Origin of the sequence: Klebsiella electrica, from assembly GCF_006711645.1 — a bacterium.
Taxonomy (GTDB): Bacteria; Pseudomonadota; Gammaproteobacteria; order Enterobacterales; family Enterobacteriaceae; genus Klebsiella; species Klebsiella electrica.
Genome location: NZ_CP041247.1, coordinates 4,304,085 through 4,322,052, shown reverse-complemented (window position 1 = coordinate 4,322,052; position 17,968 = coordinate 4,304,085). Strand labels below are relative to the sequence as shown.

The 17,968-nt window shown below is 54.8% G+C and carries 15 protein-coding genes; all 15 read left to right on the top strand.

The features are described from left to right. Positions 1–14: 14 nt before the first annotated feature. The 15 genes from pyrH to accA all read left to right on the top strand — a co-directional run bounded on the left by pyrH (position 15) and on the right by accA (position 17,881). Complete coding sequence (pyrH, locus tag Electrica_RS20685) at positions 15–740, top strand: UMP kinase (protein ID WP_004858112.1); 726 nt, start codon at positions 15–17, stop codon at positions 738–740. Positions 741–890: 150 nt separating this feature from the next. Continuing rightward, on the top strand, positions 891–1,448 hold the full coding sequence (gene frr, locus Electrica_RS20680) for a ribosome recycling factor (RefSeq protein ID WP_100682498.1): 558 nt from the start codon (positions 891–893) through the stop codon (positions 1,446–1,448). A gap of 237 nt (positions 1,449–1,685) precedes the next feature. Beyond that, a complete protein-coding gene (gene ispC, locus Electrica_RS20675) occupies positions 1,686–2,888 on the top strand; it encodes a 1-deoxy-D-xylulose-5-phosphate reductoisomerase (protein ID WP_141965295.1) in 1,203 nt (400 codons plus the stop codon). Between the two features lie 249 nt (positions 2,889–3,137). Next, the gene (ispU, locus tag Electrica_RS20665; RefSeq protein ID WP_100682656.1) at positions 3,138–3,896 is read left to right on the top strand and encodes a (2E,6E)-farnesyl-diphosphate-specific ditrans,polycis-undecaprenyl-diphosphate synthase; all 759 of its coding nucleotides are present in this window, start codon (positions 3,138–3,140) and stop codon (positions 3,894–3,896) included. Between the two features lie 12 nt (positions 3,897–3,908). Beyond that, on the top strand, positions 3,909–4,766 hold the full coding sequence (gene cdsA, locus Electrica_RS20660; RefSeq protein WP_100682496.1) for a phosphatidate cytidylyltransferase: 858 nt from the start codon (positions 3,909–3,911) through the stop codon (positions 4,764–4,766). 11 nt (positions 4,767–4,777) lie between these two features. Then, on the top strand, positions 4,778–6,130 hold the full coding sequence (rseP, locus tag Electrica_RS20655) for a sigma E protease regulator RseP (protein ID WP_100682495.1): 1,353 nt from the start codon (positions 4,778–4,780) through the stop codon (positions 6,128–6,130). Positions 6,131–6,161: 31 nt separating this feature from the next. Continuing rightward, complete coding sequence (gene bamA / locus Electrica_RS20650) at positions 6,162–8,591, top strand: outer membrane protein assembly factor BamA (protein ID WP_131049275.1); 2,430 nt, start codon at positions 6,162–6,164, stop codon at positions 8,589–8,591. Between the two features lie 122 nt (positions 8,592–8,713). Next, a complete protein-coding gene (skp, locus tag Electrica_RS20645) occupies positions 8,714–9,199 on the top strand; it encodes a molecular chaperone Skp (RefSeq protein WP_100682493.1) in 486 nt (161 codons plus the stop codon). 3 nt (positions 9,200–9,202) lie between these two features. After that, positions 9,203–10,228 (top strand): UDP-3-O-(3-hydroxymyristoyl)glucosamine N-acyltransferase, encoded by a 1,026-nt coding sequence (gene lpxD, locus Electrica_RS20640; RefSeq protein ID WP_131049276.1) that lies wholly within the window; start codon positions 9,203–9,205, stop codon positions 10,226–10,228. Positions 10,229–10,400: 172 nt separating this feature from the next. Further along, positions 10,401–10,856: a 3-hydroxyacyl-ACP dehydratase FabZ gene (gene fabZ, locus Electrica_RS20635; protein WP_004858132.1), complete on the top strand. Its 456-nt coding sequence runs from the start codon at positions 10,401–10,403 to the stop codon at positions 10,854–10,856. A gap of 3 nt (positions 10,857–10,859) precedes the next feature. Then, the gene (gene lpxA, locus Electrica_RS20630) at positions 10,860–11,648 is read left to right on the top strand and encodes an acyl-ACP--UDP-N-acetylglucosamine O-acyltransferase (RefSeq protein ID WP_100682491.1); all 789 of its coding nucleotides are present in this window, start codon (positions 10,860–10,862) and stop codon (positions 11,646–11,648) included. Further along, positions 11,648–12,796: a lipid-A-disaccharide synthase gene (lpxB, locus tag Electrica_RS20625; RefSeq protein WP_141965294.1), complete on the top strand. Its 1,149-nt coding sequence runs from the start codon at positions 11,648–11,650 to the stop codon at positions 12,794–12,796. The genes lpxA and lpxB overlap by 1 nt, the downstream gene beginning before the upstream one ends. Further along, the gene (gene rnhB / locus Electrica_RS20620; protein ID WP_131049279.1) at positions 12,793–13,389 is read left to right on the top strand and encodes a ribonuclease HII; all 597 of its coding nucleotides are present in this window, start codon (positions 12,793–12,795) and stop codon (positions 13,387–13,389) included. The genes lpxB and rnhB overlap by 4 nt, the downstream gene beginning before the upstream one ends. Positions 13,390–13,426: 37 nt before the next feature. After that, on the top strand, positions 13,427–16,909 hold the full coding sequence (gene dnaE, locus Electrica_RS20615; RefSeq protein WP_131049280.1) for a DNA polymerase III subunit alpha: 3,483 nt from the start codon (positions 13,427–13,429) through the stop codon (positions 16,907–16,909). 12 nt (positions 16,910–16,921) lie between these two features. Next, the gene (gene accA / locus Electrica_RS20610) at positions 16,922–17,881 is read left to right on the top strand and encodes an acetyl-CoA carboxylase carboxyl transferase subunit alpha (RefSeq protein WP_100682487.1); all 960 of its coding nucleotides are present in this window, start codon (positions 16,922–16,924) and stop codon (positions 17,879–17,881) included. Positions 17,882–17,968: the final 87 nt, after the last annotated feature.

Sequence of the window (17,968 nt, the reverse complement as noted above, 5' to 3'; positions counted from 1 at the left end):
CTCAGGAAAGAAACATGGCTACCAATGCAAAACCCGTCTACAAACGTATTCTGCTTAAGTTAAGTGGCGAAGCTCTGCAGGGTTCGGAAGGCTTCGGTATTGATGCAAGCATACTTGACCGTATGGCTCAGGAAATCAAAGAACTGGTTGAACTGGGTATTCAGGTTGGTGTAGTGATTGGTGGTGGTAACCTGTTCCGTGGTGCTGGGCTGGCGAAAGCGGGTATGAACCGCGTTGTGGGCGACCACATGGGCATGCTGGCAACGGTGATGAACGGCCTTGCAATGCGTGACTCACTGCATCGCGCCTATGTGAACGCTCGCCTGATGTCAGCGATTCCGCTGAATGGCGTGTGTGATAACTACAGCTGGGCAGAGGCCATCAGCCTGCTGCGTAATAATCGCGTGGTGATTCTTTCCGCCGGTACCGGTAACCCGTTCTTCACCACCGATTCCGCTGCCTGCCTGCGCGGTATTGAAATCGAAGCTGATGTGGTGCTGAAAGCCACCAAAGTCGACGGTGTGTTTACCGCTGATCCGGCCAAAGACCCGTCTGCCACCATGTACGATCAGCTGACCTACAGCGAAGTGCTCGATAAAGAGCTGAAAGTCATGGATTTGGCCGCCTTTACCCTGGCGCGTGACCATAAATTGCCGATTCGCGTTTTCAACATGAATAAACCTGGCGCACTGCGTCGCGTGGTGATGGGCGAAAAAGAAGGCACACTGATTACGGAATAATTCCCGTCAGTGCCAAATCCGGGTAATATTCCGCCTTACTTTCGCGGGCTGATTGCCCGGTGATTTGCATTAAATCTGACTATACTTAGCTCACTTTCGCGGTGAGCGACCGTCTGGTCTGTCTGAGACAAGTTTTCAAGGATTCGTAACGTGATTAGCGATATCAGAAAAGATGCTGAAGTACGCATGGAAAAATGCGTCGAAGCGTTCAAAACCCAAATCAGCAAAATACGCACGGGTCGTGCTTCTCCCAGCCTGCTGGATGGCATCGTCGTAGAATACTACGGCACGCCGACGCCGCTGCGTCAGCTGGCAAGCGTCACGGTGGAAGACTCCCGTACTCTGAAAATCAACGTGTTCGATCGCTCCATGAGCCCGGCCGTTGAGAAAGCGATCATGGCTTCCGATCTCGGTCTGAACCCAAGCTCTGCGGGCAGCGACATCCGTGTTCCGTTGCCGCCGCTGACCGAAGAACGTCGTAAGGATCTGACGAAGATCGTTCGCGGTGAAGCCGAACAAGCGCGTGTTGCCGTGCGTAACGTGCGTCGTGACGCCAATGATAAAGTAAAAGCGCTGTTGAAAGATAAAGAGATCAGCGAAGATGACGATCGCCGTTCTCAGGACGACGTGCAGAAAATGACTGACGCCGCCATCAAGAAAGTGGATGCGGCGCTGACAGATAAAGAAGCGGAACTGATGCAGTTCTGATTCTCTGCCGATACGCTCGCCGCCTGCCATTTTCATGGGCTGCGGGTGTTAAGTCTGAAACGCCGTACAGAAGACCGAACGCTCAATTCCTGGGATTGTGTTAACACGGTCGGCCCTGTAGCCTCTGGCATGCTTGCCGAAGGTGATAGACCGCCGACCTGCTCCCGGATGATTGTGGCGTAAGGGCTACTGGCGGCGTTTTTCTTTTTATCCTGTCTCAATTCTTCTGGACATCTCATGAAGCAATTAACCGTTCTCGGTTCGACCGGTTCAATTGGCTGCAGCACGCTGGATGTGGTGCGCCATAACCCCGATCGCTTTTCCATCGCCGCGCTGGTCGCAGGGAAAAATGTCGACCGCATGGTTGAACAATGTCTGGAATTCTCTCCCCGCTACGCGGTGATGGACGATGTTCAAAGCGCCGACGCGCTGCGCATCCGCCTGCGTGAAAACGGTAGCCGCACTGAGGTATTGAGCGGCCAGCACGCTGCCGCGGAAGTGGCTGCGCTGAACGACGTTGACCAGGTGATGGCGGCGATTGTGGGAGCTGCGGGACTGGTGCCAACGCTGGCGGCCATCCGTGCCGGCAAAACGGTGCTGCTGGCGAATAAAGAGTCGCTGGTCACCTGCGGGCGCCTGTTTATGGATGCTGTGCAGCAGTACGGCGCGCACCTGCTGCCCGTGGACAGCGAACATAACGCGATTTTTCAGAGTATGCCGGTAACCGTACAGCATAATCTTGGATACGCTGACTTAACGCAGAATGGCGTTTCGTCGATTCTGCTGACCGGTTCCGGTGGTCCTTTCCGGGAAACGGCGATAGCGGAACTGGCGGCGATGACGCCGGATCAGGCCTGCCGTCACCCCAACTGGTCAATGGGACGCAAAATCTCTGTCGATTCCGCCACGATGATGAACAAAGGGCTGGAATATATCGAAGCCCGCTGGCTGTTCAACGCTTCAGCCCGGCAGATGGAAGTGTTGATCCACCCGCAGTCTGTCATTCACTCGATGGTGCGTTATCTTGACGGCAGCGTCATCGCGCAACTCGGTGAACCGGATATGCGCACGCCTATCGCCCATACGATGGGCTGGCCAGATCGCCTGAATTCTGGCGTGCCAGCGTTAGACTTCTGTCAGTTGAGCCACCTGAGCTTTTCCGCGCCGGACTACGGGCGCTATCCGTGTCTCAAACTGGCGATGGACGCATTCGATCACGGTCAGGCGGCGACAACGGCGCTGAATGCGGCAAATGAAATCTCAGTGGCAGCCTTCCTGGCTGAAGAGATTCGCTTTACCGACATTGCGGGAGTCAACCTGGCAGTACTGGATCAGCTGACGCTGGATGAACCGCAAAGCATTGATGAGGTGCTGGTTATTGACGCTCAGGCCAGAGTCGTTGCCGGGAAGCAGATTAAACATCTGACAACGCGGGGCTGAACCTCACGCTACGCTGTGATATTTGTGGGCGCTGGGCTTCAGTGATATAGTCTGCGCCACCCAATCGTTGCATTTTGTTGTAAAAGATTGTGGTGGCCGTGGAAAAACACGGCTTTTTTGCGTAAAGCTTTGGGTTGTTCTCTGCGATGAGCTGTAGCTTCGGCACTGGATAAAAATGCGTATACAGCGCTGACCGGTTGCTCGCGTTTAGTGGCTTGGCTAATCCTTATTATGGACTTAAAACGCGTTATGTTGTCTGCTAATCACACTGTCAGCGAAATATCGCCTGCACATGGCTGTCGTCATGTCGCCATTATCATGGACGGCAACGGTCGTTGGGCGAAACAGCAAGGAAAAATTCGCGCATTCGGCCATAAAGCCGGGGCGAAGTCGGTTCGTCGCGCGGTCTCCTTCGCGGCGAATAATGGTATTGAAGCGTTGACGCTGTATGCATTCAGCAGCGAGAACTGGAACCGCCCCGAGCAGGAAGTCAGTGCCCTGATGGAGCTGTTCGTTTGGGCGCTGGATAGCGAAGTGAAAAGCCTGCATCGGCATAACGTCCGCCTGCGGATCATCGGCGAGACGACGCGTTTTAATGCTCGCCTGCAGGAGCGTATCCGCAAAGCGGAAGCGCTGACGGAGAACAACACGGGCTTAACGCTGAATATTGCGGCGAACTACGGTGGGCGCTGGGATATTATTCAGGGTGTCCGCAATCTGGCAAGACAGGTTCAGAACGGGTTACTTCAGCCCGAACAGATCACGGAAGACATGCTGAGTCAGCAGGTCTGTATGCATGAACTGGCACCTGTAGATTTAGTTATTAGGACCGGGGGAGAGCATCGCATCAGTAATTTTTTGATTTGGCAAATTGCGTATGCCGAACTTTACTTTACCGATGTTCTTTGGCCCGATTTTGCTGAACAGGACTTTGAAGGTGCACTCCATGCCTTTGTTAATCGAGAGCGTCGTTTCGGCGGCACTGAGCCGGGTGGCAATCATGCCTGATGGGGGTTACTTTTGCTGAAGTATCGCCTGATATCGGCTTTCGTTTTAATTCCCGTGGTGATTGCGGCGCTTTTTCTGTTGCCACCTGCGGGTTTTGCCATCGTCACGCTCGTGGTGTGTATGCTCGCTGCGTGGGAGTGGGGGCAATTTAGCGGTTTCACTTCAACTTCACAACGCATCTGGCTGGCGCTGCTGTGTGGCCTGCTACTGGCGTTGATGCTTTTCCTGATGCCGGAATATCACTATGACGTTCATCAACCGCTGGTTGAAGGATCGCTCTGGGCGTCGTTTGGCTGGTGGATTGTGGCGCTGCTGCTGGTGCTTTCTTACCCGGCGTCCGCTGCTTTCTGGCGCAACTCGAAAGCGCTGCGTCTGATCTTTGGTATTCTGACTATCGTCCCGTTCTTCTGGGGCATGCTGGTGCTGCGCGCCTGGCATTATGCGGATAACCATTACAGCGGCGCGCTGTGGCTGCTGTACGTGATGATTCTGGTCTGGGGCGCGGACTCTGGCGCCTATGTGTTTGGCAAGATGTTCGGCAAGCATAAGCTGGCACCGAAAGTGTCTCCGGGTAAAACCTGGCAGGGTTTCTTCGGTGGCCTGGTGACGGCGGCGATCATCTCCTGGGCCTACGGTCAGTGGGCGAATCTGGATGTTACGCCAACGGTATTGCTGGTTTGTTCCGTTGTTGCGGCGCTGGCCTCAGTGCTCGGCGATCTGACAGAGAGTATGTTTAAGCGAGAGGCCGGCATTAAGGATAGCGGTCATCTGATTCCCGGACACGGTGGAATACTCGATCGTATCGACAGCCTGACGGCGGCGGTACCGGTGTTTGCTTGTCTGCTATTGTTGGTCTTCAGGACGATTTGACGGAAGGTTTTATGCTAAGCGTTCTCTGGAATTTGGCTGCCTTTATCATTGCGCTGGGCGTATTGATCACCGTGCATGAGTTTGGCCATTTCTGGGTGGCTCGTCGCTGCGGCGTTCGCGTTGAACGCTTTTCCATCGGCTTTGGTAAAGCGTTATGGCGACGTTTTGACAAGCAGGGAACGGAATTCGTCATCGCTCTTATTCCACTCGGCGGCTATGTCAAAATGCTCGACGAACGCGTCGAGCCGGTGGTGCCTGAGATGCGCCACTACGCTTTCAATAACAAAACCGTTGGCCAGCGTGCGGCCATCATTGCCGCTGGTCCTGTCGCGAACTTCATTTTTGCCATCTTTGCCTACTGGCTGGTCTTTATTATCGGCGTCCCTGGCGTACGTCCGGTTGTTGGTGAAATAGTACCCGACTCGATTGCCGCGCATGCACAAATTGCAAAAGGTACGGAACTTAAAGCGATAGATGGCATCGAAACGCCTGATTGGGATGCAGTGCGTATGGCGCTGGTCTCGAAGATAGGCGACGAGCAAACAATAGTTACGCTCGCCCCTTTCGGGAGCAGTCAGCGCCAGGATAAAATCCTCGATCTGCGGCACTGGGCGTTTGAGCCGGATAAACAAGATCCGGTGACATCGCTGGGCATTCAGCCTCGCAGCGCGCAGATTGATACGGTGCTGGCTGAAGTACAATCTGGTTCGGCGGCGCAGAAGGCCGGTTTGCAAGCGGGCGACAGGATCGTTAAAGTCGATGGTCAACCGTTAACGCAGTGGATGACGTTTGTCAATCTGGTGCGTGATAATCCGGGTAAGGCGCTGGTTCTGGAGATCGAGCGACAGGGGAGTCCCTCGTCTGTTACGCTGACGCCAGATAGCCGATCCGCAAAAGGTCAAGCCGAAGGGTTTGCAGGGGTTGTACCTAAGGTCATCCCGCTGCCTGATGAATATAAGACAGTGCGTCAGTACGGGCCGTTTGCCGCCATTGCTGAAGCCACGGATAAAACCTGGCAACTGATGTCATTAACCGTCAGGATGCTGGGTAAATTGATAACCGGTGATGTCAAACTGAACAACCTCAGCGGGCCGATTTCTATCGCCCAGGGGGCTGGAATGTCAGCGGAGTTTGGGTTGATTTACTATCTGATGTTCCTTGCGCTGATTAGCGTGAACCTCGGGATAATCAATCTGTTCCCGCTTCCCGTCCTGGACGGGGGGCACCTGCTATTTTTGGCGATTGAAAAGCTGAAGGGCGGGCCGGTATCCGAGCGAGTTCAAGACTTTAGTTATCGCATTGGCTCAATACTGCTGGTGTTGTTAATGGGGCTTGCACTTTTCAATGATTTCTCTCGGTTGTAAGAGAGTTTGTTAGGAAGAACGCATAATAACGATGGCGATGAAAAAGTTGCTCATAGCGTCGCTGCTGTTTAGCAGCGCAACCGTATACGGTGCTGAAGGGTTCGTGGTGAAGGACATTCATTTCGAAGGCTTGCAGCGTGTCGCTGTTGGTGCGGCCCTCCTCAGTATGCCAGTGCGTCCTGGCGATACGGTGACCGATGATGATATCAGTAACACCATTCGTGCTTTGTTTGCCACTGGCAACTTTGAGGACGTCCGCGTCCTGCGCGATGGTGATACCCTGTTGGTGCAGGTGAAAGAGCGCCCAACGATTGCCAGCATCACTTTCTCCGGTAATAAGTCGGTGAAGGATGACATGCTCAAGCAAAACCTTGAGGCATCCGGCGTTCGCGTTGGGGAGTCCCTTGACCGCACGACCCTCGCTGATATCGAGAAAGGGCTGGAAGATTTCTACTACAGCGTCGGTAAGTACAGCGCCAGTGTAAAAGCTGTCGTCACGCCGCTGCCGCGTAACCGCGTCGACCTGAAACTGGTATTCCAGGAAGGCGTCTCGGCGAAAATCCAGCAGATTAACATTGTCGGTAACCATGCGTTCAGCACCGATGAACTGATCTCAACATTCCAGCTGCGCGATGAAGTGCCGTGGTGGAACGTTGTCGGCGATCGCAAATACCAGAAGCAGAAGCTGGCCGGGGATCTCGAAACCCTGCGCAGCTACTATCTGGATCGCGGCTACGCGCGTTTCAACATCGACTCCACGCAGGTGAGCCTGACGCCGGATAAAAAAGGCATCTACATCACCGTGAATATCACTGAAGGCGAGCAGTACAAGCTTTCCGGTGTTCAGGTGACGGGCGATCTGGCGGGGCATTCGGCAGAAATCGAAGCGTTGACCAAAGTCGAGCCGGGCGAGCTGTATAACGGCGCCAAAGTGACCAAAATGGAGAATGATATTAAGAAACTCCTCGGTCGCTATGGCTACGCCTATCCGCGCGTCCAGTCTCAGCCGGAAATTAACGATAGCGATAAGACTGTGAAGCTGCACGTTAACGTCGATGCCGGCAACCGCTACTACGTGCGTAAAATTCGCTTCGAGGGCAACGACACCTCCAAAGACTCCGTCCTGCGTCGCGAAATGCGTCAGATGGAAGGGGCATGGCTGGGCAGCGACCTGGTCGACCAGGGTAAAGATCGTCTCAACCGCTTAGGCTATTTTGAAACGGTAGATACCGATACGCAGCGCGTACCGGGCAGCCCGGATCAGGTCGACGTGGTCTATAAAGTCAAAGAACGTAACACCGGTAGCTTCAACTTTGGTGTCGGCTACGGTACGGAAAGCGGCGTCAGCTTCCAGGCCGGCGTTCAGCAGGACAACTGGTTGGGTACCGGCTATTCCGTCGGAATTAACGGCACCAAAAACGATTACCAGACCTATACTGAACTGTCGGTCACTAACCCGTATTTCACCGTTGACGGCGTGAGCCTCGGTGGTCGTATTTTCTATAACGACTTCGACGCGAACAACGCGGATCTGTCTGACTATACCAATAAAAGCTATGGTACGGACGTTACGCTGGGCTTCCCGATCAACGAATACAATACGCTGCGCGCGGGCTTAGGTTATGTCCATAACGCCCTGTCCAATATGCAGCCGCAGGTGGCGATGTGGCGTTATCTGAACTCGATGGGGCAATATCCGAGCGACACGAATGACAGAAACTCGTTTAGCGCCAACGACTTCACCTTCAACTACGGTTGGACCTATAACAAGCTCGACCGTGGCTTCTTCCCGACGGAAGGTTCGCGTGTCAACCTGAATGGTAAAGTGACCATTCCAGGTTCTGATAACGAATATTACAAAGCGACGCTGGATACGGCGACCTATGTACCGATCGATAACGATCATCAGTGGGTGGTTCTGGGACGTACCCGCTTTGGCTATGGTGATGGCATTGGTGGCAAAGAGATGCCGTTCTACGAGAACTTCTACGCCGGTGGCTCAAGCACCGTGCGCGGGTTCCAGTCGAACACCATTGGTCCGAAAGCGGTTTATTTCCCGGCCAGCAACCGCCACGATGGCGATAATAGCTATGACAATAACTGTAAGAGCACTGAATCCGCGCCGTGTAAATCGAATGATGCGGTGGGCGGTAACGCCATGGCCGTTGCCAGCCTGGAGCTGATTACGCCGACGCCGTTTATCAGCGATAAATATGCTAACTCGGTCCGTACCTCCTTCTTCTGGGATGTGGGTACCGCGTGGGATACGCACTGGGATTCGAGCGCTTACGCGGGTTATCCGGATTACGGTGATCCGAGCAACATCCGTATGTCCGCCGGTATTGCGGTACAGTGGATGTCTCCGTTGGGGCCGTTGGTATTCTCCTACGCCCAACCGTTTAAAAAGTACGAAGGAGACAAGGCCGAGCAGTTCCAGTTTAACATTGGTAAAACCTGGTAATTGCGGGCGGCAATGGAATGTAAGTGCAGTATAGCGCTGACTTTAGGCGATAATTACGGTTATCGCCTGGCCACGCAAATAACGGTACCCCTGGGTACTCATGGGATGGTAAGGAGTTAATTGTGAAAAAGTGGTTATTAGCTGCAGGTCTGGGTTTAGCAATGGTAACTTCCGCTCAGGCGGCAGATAAAATTGCAATGGTTAACATGAACAGCCTGTTCCAGCAGGTTGCCCAGAAAACAGGCGTTTCTAACACGCTGGAGAACGAGTTCAAAGGCCGCGCGAGCGAGCTGCAGCGTATGGAAGGCGATCTGCAGTCCAAGATGCAGCGTCTGCAGTCCATGAAACCGGGTGCTGACCGTACCAAGCTGGAAAAAGACGTTATGGCTCAGCGCCAGACCTTCTCTCAGAAAGCACAGTCTTTTGAGCAGGATCGCGCACGTCGCTCCAACGAAGAGCGCGGCAAACTGGTTACCCGTATCCAGACTGCTGTGAAAAGCGTAGCGAGCAGCCAGAGCATCGACCTGGTTGTTGATTCTAATGCCGTTGCATACAACAGCAGCGATGTAAAAGACATCACCGCTGATGTGCTGAAACAGGTTAACTAAGTAATGCCTTCTATTCGACTGGCTGATCTGGCACAGCAGTTGGATGCAGAATTACACGGTGATGGCGATATCGTCATCACCGGCGTTGCGTCCATGCAGACTGCAAGAGCAGGTCATATTACGTTCATGGTCAATCCTAAGTACCGTGAACACCTGGCCGCCTGCCAGGCTTCTGCCGTTGTCATGACGCAGGATGATTTACCTTTTGCCCACAGCGCCGCACTGGTCGTGCGTAATCCCTACCTGACCTATGCGCGTATGGCTCAAATTCTGGATACCACGCCGCAGCCAGCGCAGAATATCGCCCCGAGCGCGGTGATTGATGCCACGGCGAAGCTGGGTAAAAATGTCTCGATTGGCCCTAACGCGGTGATCGAATCTGATGTTGTGCTTGCTGACAATGTGGTGATTGGCGCCGGGTGCTTCGTTGGGAAAAAGACGAAAATTGGCGCTGGCTCCCGTTTGTGGGCCAACGTGACCGTTTACCACGAAATTGAGATCGGTGAGAATTGCCTGATTCAGTCCAGCACCGTGATCGGTGCCGATGGTTTCGGTTATGCCAACGATCGCGGTAACTGGGTGAAGATCCCGCAGCTGGGTCGCGTTATTATTGGCGATCGCGTGGAGATCGGCGCCTGTACCACCATTGACCGTGGTGCGCTGGATGATACCGTGATCGGCAATGGCGTTATCATTGATAACCAGTGTCAGATTGCGCATAACGTGGTGATTGGTGACAATACTGCCGTTGCGGGTGGCGTTATCATGGCAGGCAGCCTGAAAATTGGCCGTTACTGCATGATTGGCGGAGCCAGCGTGATTAACGGACATATGGAAATTTGCGACAAAGTCACCGTCACCGGGATGGGGATGGTCATGCGTCCTATCACCGAGCCTGGCGTCTATTCTTCAGGTATTCCGCTGCAACCGAATAAGGTGTGGCGTAAAACCGCGGCGCTGGTGATGAATATTGATGAGATCAACAAACGCCTCAAATCGATTGAGCGTAAGGTTAATCAGCAAGATTAGCGCATTCGTTGACACACAAAATCATGCAAAGCAGCATCTGCGCGGGTAACTGCCGCTGACAAAGACGCTGCCTGAAAGATGAAGTGTAAAAATTTTCGGCCTGTTGCATTCATAAGATTGCCGCAGGCCGTGTTATTATTGCCTTTTAGTATATTTAGACAGGAAGAGTATTTTGACTACTGAAACTCATACTCTGCACATTGAAGAGATTCTGGAACTTCTCCCTCACCGCTACCCGTTCCTGCTGGTAGATCGCGTGCTGGATTTTGAAGAAGGTCGTTTTCTGCGCGCAGTAAAAAATGTTTCTGTTAACGAGCCGTTTTTCCAGGGGCACTTCCCTGGTAAACCGATTTTACCGGGCGTGCTGATTCTGGAAGCGATGGCGCAAGCCACCGGTATTCTGGCATTCAAAAGCGTAGGTAAGCTCGAGCCGGGTGAACTTTATTACTTCGCCGGGATTGATGAAGCGCGTTTCAAACGTCCGGTAGTACCAGGCGATCAGATGATTATGGAAGTCACTTTCGAGAAAACCCGTCGCGGCCTGACTCGTTTTAAAGGCGTCGCGCTGGTCGATGGTAAAGTGGTTTGCGAAGCAACGATGATGTGTGCGCGTAGCCGGGAGGCCTGATACGTGATTGATAAAACCGCCTTTATTCATCCGACTGCCATCGTGGAAGACGGTGCCGTTATCGGTGCAAACGCCCACATTGGCCCGTTTTGTATTGTTGGTGCTAACGTCGAAATTGGCGAAGGTACCGTACTGAAGTCTCATGTTGTTGTTAACGGCCATACCAAAATTGGTCGTGATAATGAGATCTATCAGTTCGCTTCCATCGGTGAAGTTAACCAGGACCTGAAATACGCTGGTGAACCGACACGTGTGGAAATTGGCGATCGCAACCGCATCCGCGAGAGCGTCACCATTCATCGTGGCACAGTACAGGGCGGTGGATTGACGAAGGTGGGCAGCGATAACCTGCTGATGATCAACGCGCACGTTGCACACGATTGTACGGTCGGAGATCGCTGTATTCTGGCCAACAATGCCACGCTCGCCGGACATGTCTCGCTGGATGATTTCGTCATCATCGGCGGCATGACGGCAGTCCATCAGTTCTGCATCATCGGCGCGCACGTCATGGTCGGCGGTTGCTCAGGCGTCGCGCAGGATGTCCCGCCGTTCGTGATTGCTCAGGGCAACCACGCGACGCCGTATGGCGTCAATATTGAAGGGCTGAAGCGTCGTGGCTTTAGCCGCGAAGCTATCACTGCGATTCGCAATGCGTACAAACTGCTGTACCGCAGCGGGAAAACGCTGGATGAAGCGAAACCGGAAATCGCCGAGCTGGCGGCTCAGTATCCTGAAGTTCAGCCATTTGTCGATTTCTTCGCCCGCTCCACACGCGGTCTGATTCGTTAATGTCCGCACAGCGTCCCCTGACAATTGCCCTGGTCGCCGGAGAAACCTCCGGCGATATTCTTGGTGCAGGTCTGATCCGCGCCCTTAAAGCACGTATTCCCGATGCTCGCTTTGTCGGCGTGGCGGGCCCATTGATGCAGGCTGAAGGCTGTGAGGCCTGGTATGAGATGGAAGAGCTGGCGGTGATGGGCATTGTCGAAGTGCTCGGTCGCCTGCGTCGCCTGCTGCATATCCGGGCCGATCTTACCCGCCGCTTCAGCGAATTACGTCCTGATGTTTTCGTCGGTATTGACGCTCCGGACTTTAACATTACGCTTGAAGGCAACCTGAAAAAGCAGGGTATTAAAACCATTCATTACGTCAGCCCCTCCGTATGGGCCTGGCGGCAAAAACGCGTTTTCAAAATCGGCAGATCGACGAATCTGGTACTGGCATTTCTGCCTTTCGAAAAAGCGTTTTACGACAAATTTAACGTTCCCTGCCGCTTTATCGGCCATACCATGGCGGATGCCATGCCGTTGGATCCGGATAAAGGCGCCGCGCGGGATCGCCTGGGCATTGCCCGGGATGCGCACTGTCTGGCGCTGCTGCCGGGCAGCCGCGGCGCTGAAGTCGAAATGCTCAGCGCAGATTTTCTGAAAACCGCGCAAATTCTGCGCCAGGATTACCCTGACCTGCAGGTCCTGGTACCGCTGGTGAATGCCAGAAGGCGGGAGCAGTTCGAACGTATTAAAGCGGAAACGGCGCCAGAGCTGACGGTACATCTGCTTGATGGCCAGGCGCGCGATGCCATGATCGCCAGCGATGCGGCCCTGCTGGCTTCCGGAACCGCGGCGCTGGAGTGCATGCTGGCCAAGTGTTCGATGGTGGTTGGCTATCGTATGAAGCCGTTTACTTTCTGGCTGGCGAAACGACTGGTGAAAACCGACTACGTGTCGTTACCGAACCTGCTGGCCGGCCGCGAACTGGTCAAAGAGCTGTTGCAGGAAGAATGCCAGCCCGGGTTGCTTGCGGATGCGCTGCGGCCGCTGCTGGCCGATGGTAAAACCAGCCATGAAATGCATGACACTTTCCGCGCTCTGCATCAACAAATTCGCTGCAATGCGGATGAGCAGGCGGCGGACGCAGTACTGGAGTTAGCAAAATGATGGAGTTTGTGTATCCGCATACTCACCTGGTCGCCGGCGTCGATGAAGTCGGTCGGGGTCCGCTGGTCGGCGCGGTCGTGACCGCCGCGGTGATCCTTGACCCGGCACGGCCAATTGTGGGTCTGAATGACTCCAAAAAATTAAGCGAAAAGCGTCGTCTGGCGCTGTTCGATGAAATCAAAGAGAAGGCGTTAGCCTGGAGTTTCGGCCGCGCGGAAGCGCATGAAATAGACGAGCTGAATATTCTGCATGCGACCATGCTGGCGATGCAGCGCGCCGTTGCCGCCCTGCCGGTTGTGCCGGAGTTTGTGCTGATTGATGGCAACCGCTGCCCGCCGCTGCCCGTGCCTTCACTGGCGGTGGTCAAAGGCGATAGCCGGGTGGCAGAAATCAGCGCAGCGTCTATTCTGGCTAAAGTCGCGCGCGATGCGGAAATGGCTGAGCTGGATCTTGAATTTCCTCAATACGGCTTTGCGCAGCATAAAGGCTATCCTACCGCTTTCCATCTGGAAAAACTGATCGAACATGGCGCAACCGAGCATCATCGGCGTAGTTTTGGCCCGGTAAAACGCGCGCTGGGCCTTGCGTCCTGATTCTTGTGTCGAGAAATAAGTAAACCGGAATCTGAAGATGTCTGAACCACGTTTCGTCCACCTGCGGGTGCATAGCGACTATTCCATGATCGATGGGCTGGCAAAAACCGGGCCGCTGGTGAAAAAGGCGGCCTCGCTTGGCATGCCTGCGCTGGCGATCACCGATTTTACTAACCTGTGCGGGCTGGTGAAGTTCTACGGAACGGGACATGGCGCCGGGCTGAAACCTATTGTCGGCGCGGATTTTCACGTCCAGAGCGAACTGATGGGCGATGAGTTCACTGAACTCACGGTGCTGGCGGCCAACAATGTGGGTTATCAAAACCTGACGCTGCTGATTTCGCGCGCCTATCAACGCGGCTACGGTGCGCTGGGTCCGTGGATTGACCGGGACTGGCTGGCCGAACACCATGAAGGGCTGATCCTGCTTTCCGGCGCACGTAAGGGCGATGTTGGCGTCAGTCTGACGCGCGGCAATATGGCACTGGTCGATCAATGCCTCGCGTTCTACCAGCAACATTTCCCGGATTGCTACTATCTGGAGCTGATCCGCACCGGCCGTGCCGATGAAGAGACCTATTTACATGCCGCCGTGCAGTTGGCGGAGGAGCGCGGGCTGCCGGTAGTGGCGACCAACGACGTGCGCTTCCTTGAGACCGGCGACTTTGACGCGCATGAAATCCGCGTGGCGATCCATGACGGTTTTACCCTCGACGATCCGAAGCGCCCGCGTAACTATTCGCCGCAGCAGTATATGCGCAGCGAAGAAGAAATGTGCGAGCTGTTCTCTGATATTCCTGAGGCGCTGGAAAATAGCGTCGAAATCGCCAAACGCTGCAACGTCACCGTGCGCCTTGGCGAATACTTCCTGCCGCAGTTCCCGACCGGGGATATGACGACGGAAGATTTCCTGGTGGTTAAATCGAAAGAAGGGCTGGAAGAGCGTCTGGCTTTCCTGTTCCCTGATCCGCAAGAGCGCGCTAAACGCCGTCCTGAGTACGATGAACGTCTGGATATCGAGCTGCAGGTGATTAACCAGATGGGCTTCCCCGGCTACTTCCTGATCGTTATGGAGTTTATCCAGTGGTCCAAGGATAACGGCGTACCGGTCGGCCCAGGCCGCGGCTCCGGCGCCGGATCGCTGGTTGCGTATGCGCTGAAAATTACCGACCTCGATCCGCTGGAATTCGATCTGCTGTTCGAACGTTTCCTGAACCCTGAACGTGTATCGATGCCCGACTTTGACGTCGACTTCTGCATGGAGAAGCGCGATCAGGTTATCGAGCACGTCGCGGATATGTACGGTCGCGATGCGGTATCGCAGATCATCACCTTCGGTACGATGGCGGCGAAAGCGGTTATTCGCGACGTGGGTCGCGTGCTTGGTCATCCGTACGGGTTCGTTGACCGGATCTCAAAACTGGTGCCGCCCGACCCGGGGATGACGCTGGCGAAAGCGTTTGAGGCCGAGCCGCAGCTGCCGGAGATCTACGAAGCTGACGAAGAGGTTAAAGCGCTAATTGATATGGCGCGGAAACTGGAAGGCGTCACGCGTAACGCCGGTAAACATGCGGGGGGAGTGGTTATCGCTCCGACCAAAATTACCGATTTCGCCCCGCTATATTGCGATGAAGCCGGTTTGCATCCGGTCACCCAGTTTGACAAGAACGACGTCGAATACGCCGGGCTGGTGAAGTTTGACTTCCTTGGCCTGCGTACGCTGACCATCATCAACTGGGCGCTGGAGATGATCAACAAGCGGCGGGCGAAGCACGGCGAGCCGCCGCTGGATATCGCGGCGATTCCGCTGGACGATAAGAAAAGTTTCGATATGCTGCAACGCTCGGAAACCACGGCGGTGTTCCAGCTTGAATCGCGCGGCATGAAAGACCTGATTAAACGTCTTCAGCCCGACTGCTTCGAAGATATGATAGCCCTGGTGGCCCTGTTCCGCCCGGGGCCGCTACAGTCGGGGATGGTTGATAACTTTATCGACCGTAAACACGGCCGCGAAGAGATCTCTTACCCGGACGTGCAGTGGCAGCATGAGTGTCTGAAACCGGTGCTTGAGCCGACGTATGGCATTATCCTGTATCAGGAACAGGTCATGCAGATTGCCCAGGAGCTTTCCGGCTATACCCTCGGCGGCGCGGATATGCTGCGTCGCGCGATGGGTAAGAAGAAGCCGGAAGAGATGGCCAAGCAGCGCGGTACCTTCGAAGAAGGGGCGAAAAAGCGCGGCGTGGACGGCGAACTGGCGATGAAAATCTTCGACCTGGTGGAGAAGTTTGCCGGTTATGGATTTAACAAATCGCACTCGGCGGCCTATGCGCTGGTCTCCTACCAGACGCTGTGGCTGAAAGCGCACTATCCGGCCGAATTTATGGCGGCGGTAATGACCGCGGATATGGATAACACCGAGAAAGTGGTCGGGCTGGTCGATGAGTGCTGGCGAATGGGGCTGAAAATCCTGCCGCCGGATATTAACTCCGGTCTGTACCATTTCCACGTCAACGACGACGGTGAAATCGTCTACGGTATCGGCGCGATTAAAGGGGTCGGCGAAGGCCCAATTGAAGCTATTATTGAAGCACGTAACAACGGCGGTTATTTCCGCGAGTTGTTCGATCTTTGCGCCCGCACCGATACCAAAAAACTGAACCGTCGGGTGCTGGAAAAACTGATTATGTCCGGGGCATTTGACCGCCTCGGGCCGCATCGCGCGGCATTAATGAATTCGCTGGGCGATGCGCTGAAGGCCGCCGATCAGCATGCGAAAGCCGAGGCGATTGGCCAGGCGGATATGTTCGGGGTGCTGGCGGAAGAGCCGGAACAAATCGAACAATCCTATGCCAACTGCCAGCCGTGGCCGGAGCAGGTGGTGCTGGATGGTGAACGGGAGACCCTGGGGCTGTACCTGACGGGTCATCCTATCAACCAGTATTTGAAAGAGATTGAGCGCTATGTTGGCGGCGTGAGACTCAAAGACATGCATCCGACCGATCGTGGTAAAGTCACTACGGCGGCGGGGCTCGTTATTGCTGCGCGGGTAATGGTCACCAAGCGCGGCAATCGTATCGGTATCTGTACGTTGGATGACCGTTCCGGGCGTCTGGAGGTAATGTTATTTACCGACGCGCTGGATAAATATCAGCAATTGCTGGAAAAAGACCGCATACTTATCGTCAGCGGACAGGTCAGCTTTGATGACTTCAGCGGGGGGCTTAAAATGACCGCCCGCGAAGTCATGGACATTGACGAAGCCCGGGAAAAATATGCTCGCGGGCTTGCTATCTCGCTGACGGACAGGCAAATTGATGACCAGCTTTTAAACCGACTCCGTCAGTCTCTGGAACCCCACCGTTCGGGAACCATTCCAGTACACCTCTATTATCAGAGGGCGGATGCGCGCGCGCGGTTGCGTTTTGGCGCAACATGGCGCGTCTCTCCGAGCGATCGTTTACTCAACGATCTGCGTGGCCTTATCGGCCCGGAGCAGGTGGAACTGGAGTTTGACTAATACAGGAATACTATGAGTCTGAATTTCCTTGATTTTGAACAGCCGATTGCAGAGCTGGAAGCGAAAATCGATTCCCTGACTGCGGTAAGCCGTCAGGATGAGAAACTCGATATTAACATCGACGAAGAAGTGCATCGTCTGCGCGAGAAAAGCGTTGAACTGACGCGTAAAATCTTCGCCGATCTGGGGGCATGGCAGGTTGCTCAACTGGCACGCCATCCACGTCGCCCGTACACCCTGGATTATGTTCGCCTGGCATTCGACGAATTTGACGAACTGGCCGGCGACCGCGCTTACGCTGACGATAAAGCCATTGTTGGCGGTATTGCGCGTCTGGACGGGCGTCCGGTGATGATTATCGGCCACCAGAAAGGACGCGAAACGAAAGAGAAGATTCGTCGCAACTTCGGTATGCCGGCGCCAGAAGGCTACCGTAAGGCGCTGCGCCTGATGGAGATGGCCGAGCGTTTCAAAATGCCGATCATCACCTTTATCGACACCCCAGGTGCCTACCCGGGCGTGGGCGCGGAAGAGCGCGGCCAGTCCGAGGCGATTGCCCGTAACCTGCGTGAAATGTCGCGTCTGAGCGTTCCGGTCATCTGTACCGTTATCGGGGAAGGCGGGTCCGGCGGCGCGCTGGCAATCGGCGTTGGCGATAAGGTCAACATGCTGCAGTACAGCACCTACTCGGTTATTTCGCCGGAAGGCTGCGCCTCCATTCTGTGGAAAAGCGCAGATAAAGCTCCGCTGGCGGCCGAAGCGATGGGGATCGTTGCCCCGCGTCTGAAAGAGCTGAAGCTTATCGACTCGATTATTGCGGAACCGCTGGGCGGCGCCCACCGTAATCCGGAAGCCATTGCGGCAAGCCTGAAGGCGCAGCTGCTGGCGGATCTGGCCGATCTCGACACGCTGAGTAAAGAAGAGCTGTTAAATCGTCGCTACCAGCGTCTGATGAGTTACGGCTACGCCTGATTATTTCTCGCGTCAATATTGCCAGGGGCCGGATTTTCCGGCCCCTTTTTTATGTGCGATACGTCAGCGCGATTGCTATGATGCCTG

Coding starts and splice junctions, on each gene's coding strand:
- ispU (WP_100682656.1), top strand. CDS start 3,138: ATGTTGTCTGCTAATCACACTGTCAGCGAAATATCGCCTGCACATGGC.
- dnaE (WP_131049280.1), top strand. CDS start 13,427: ATGTCTGAACCACGTTTCGTCCACCTGCGGGTGCATAGCGACTATTCC.
- rnhB (WP_131049279.1), top strand. CDS start 12,793: ATGATGGAGTTTGTGTATCCGCATACTCACCTGGTCGCCGGCGTCGAT.
- pyrH (WP_004858112.1), top strand. CDS start 15: ATGGCTACCAATGCAAAACCCGTCTACAAACGTATTCTGCTTAAGTTA.
- lpxD (WP_131049276.1), top strand. CDS start 9,203: ATGCCTTCTATTCGACTGGCTGATCTGGCACAGCAGTTGGATGCAGAA.
- ispC (WP_141965295.1), top strand. CDS start 1,686: ATGAAGCAATTAACCGTTCTCGGTTCGACCGGTTCAATTGGCTGCAGC.
- lpxB (WP_141965294.1), top strand. CDS start 11,648: ATGTCCGCACAGCGTCCCCTGACAATTGCCCTGGTCGCCGGAGAAACC.
- rseP (WP_100682495.1), top strand. CDS start 4,778: ATGCTAAGCGTTCTCTGGAATTTGGCTGCCTTTATCATTGCGCTGGGC.
- accA (WP_100682487.1), top strand. CDS start 16,922: ATGAGTCTGAATTTCCTTGATTTTGAACAGCCGATTGCAGAGCTGGAA.
- bamA (WP_131049275.1), top strand. CDS start 6,162: ATGGCGATGAAAAAGTTGCTCATAGCGTCGCTGCTGTTTAGCAGCGCA.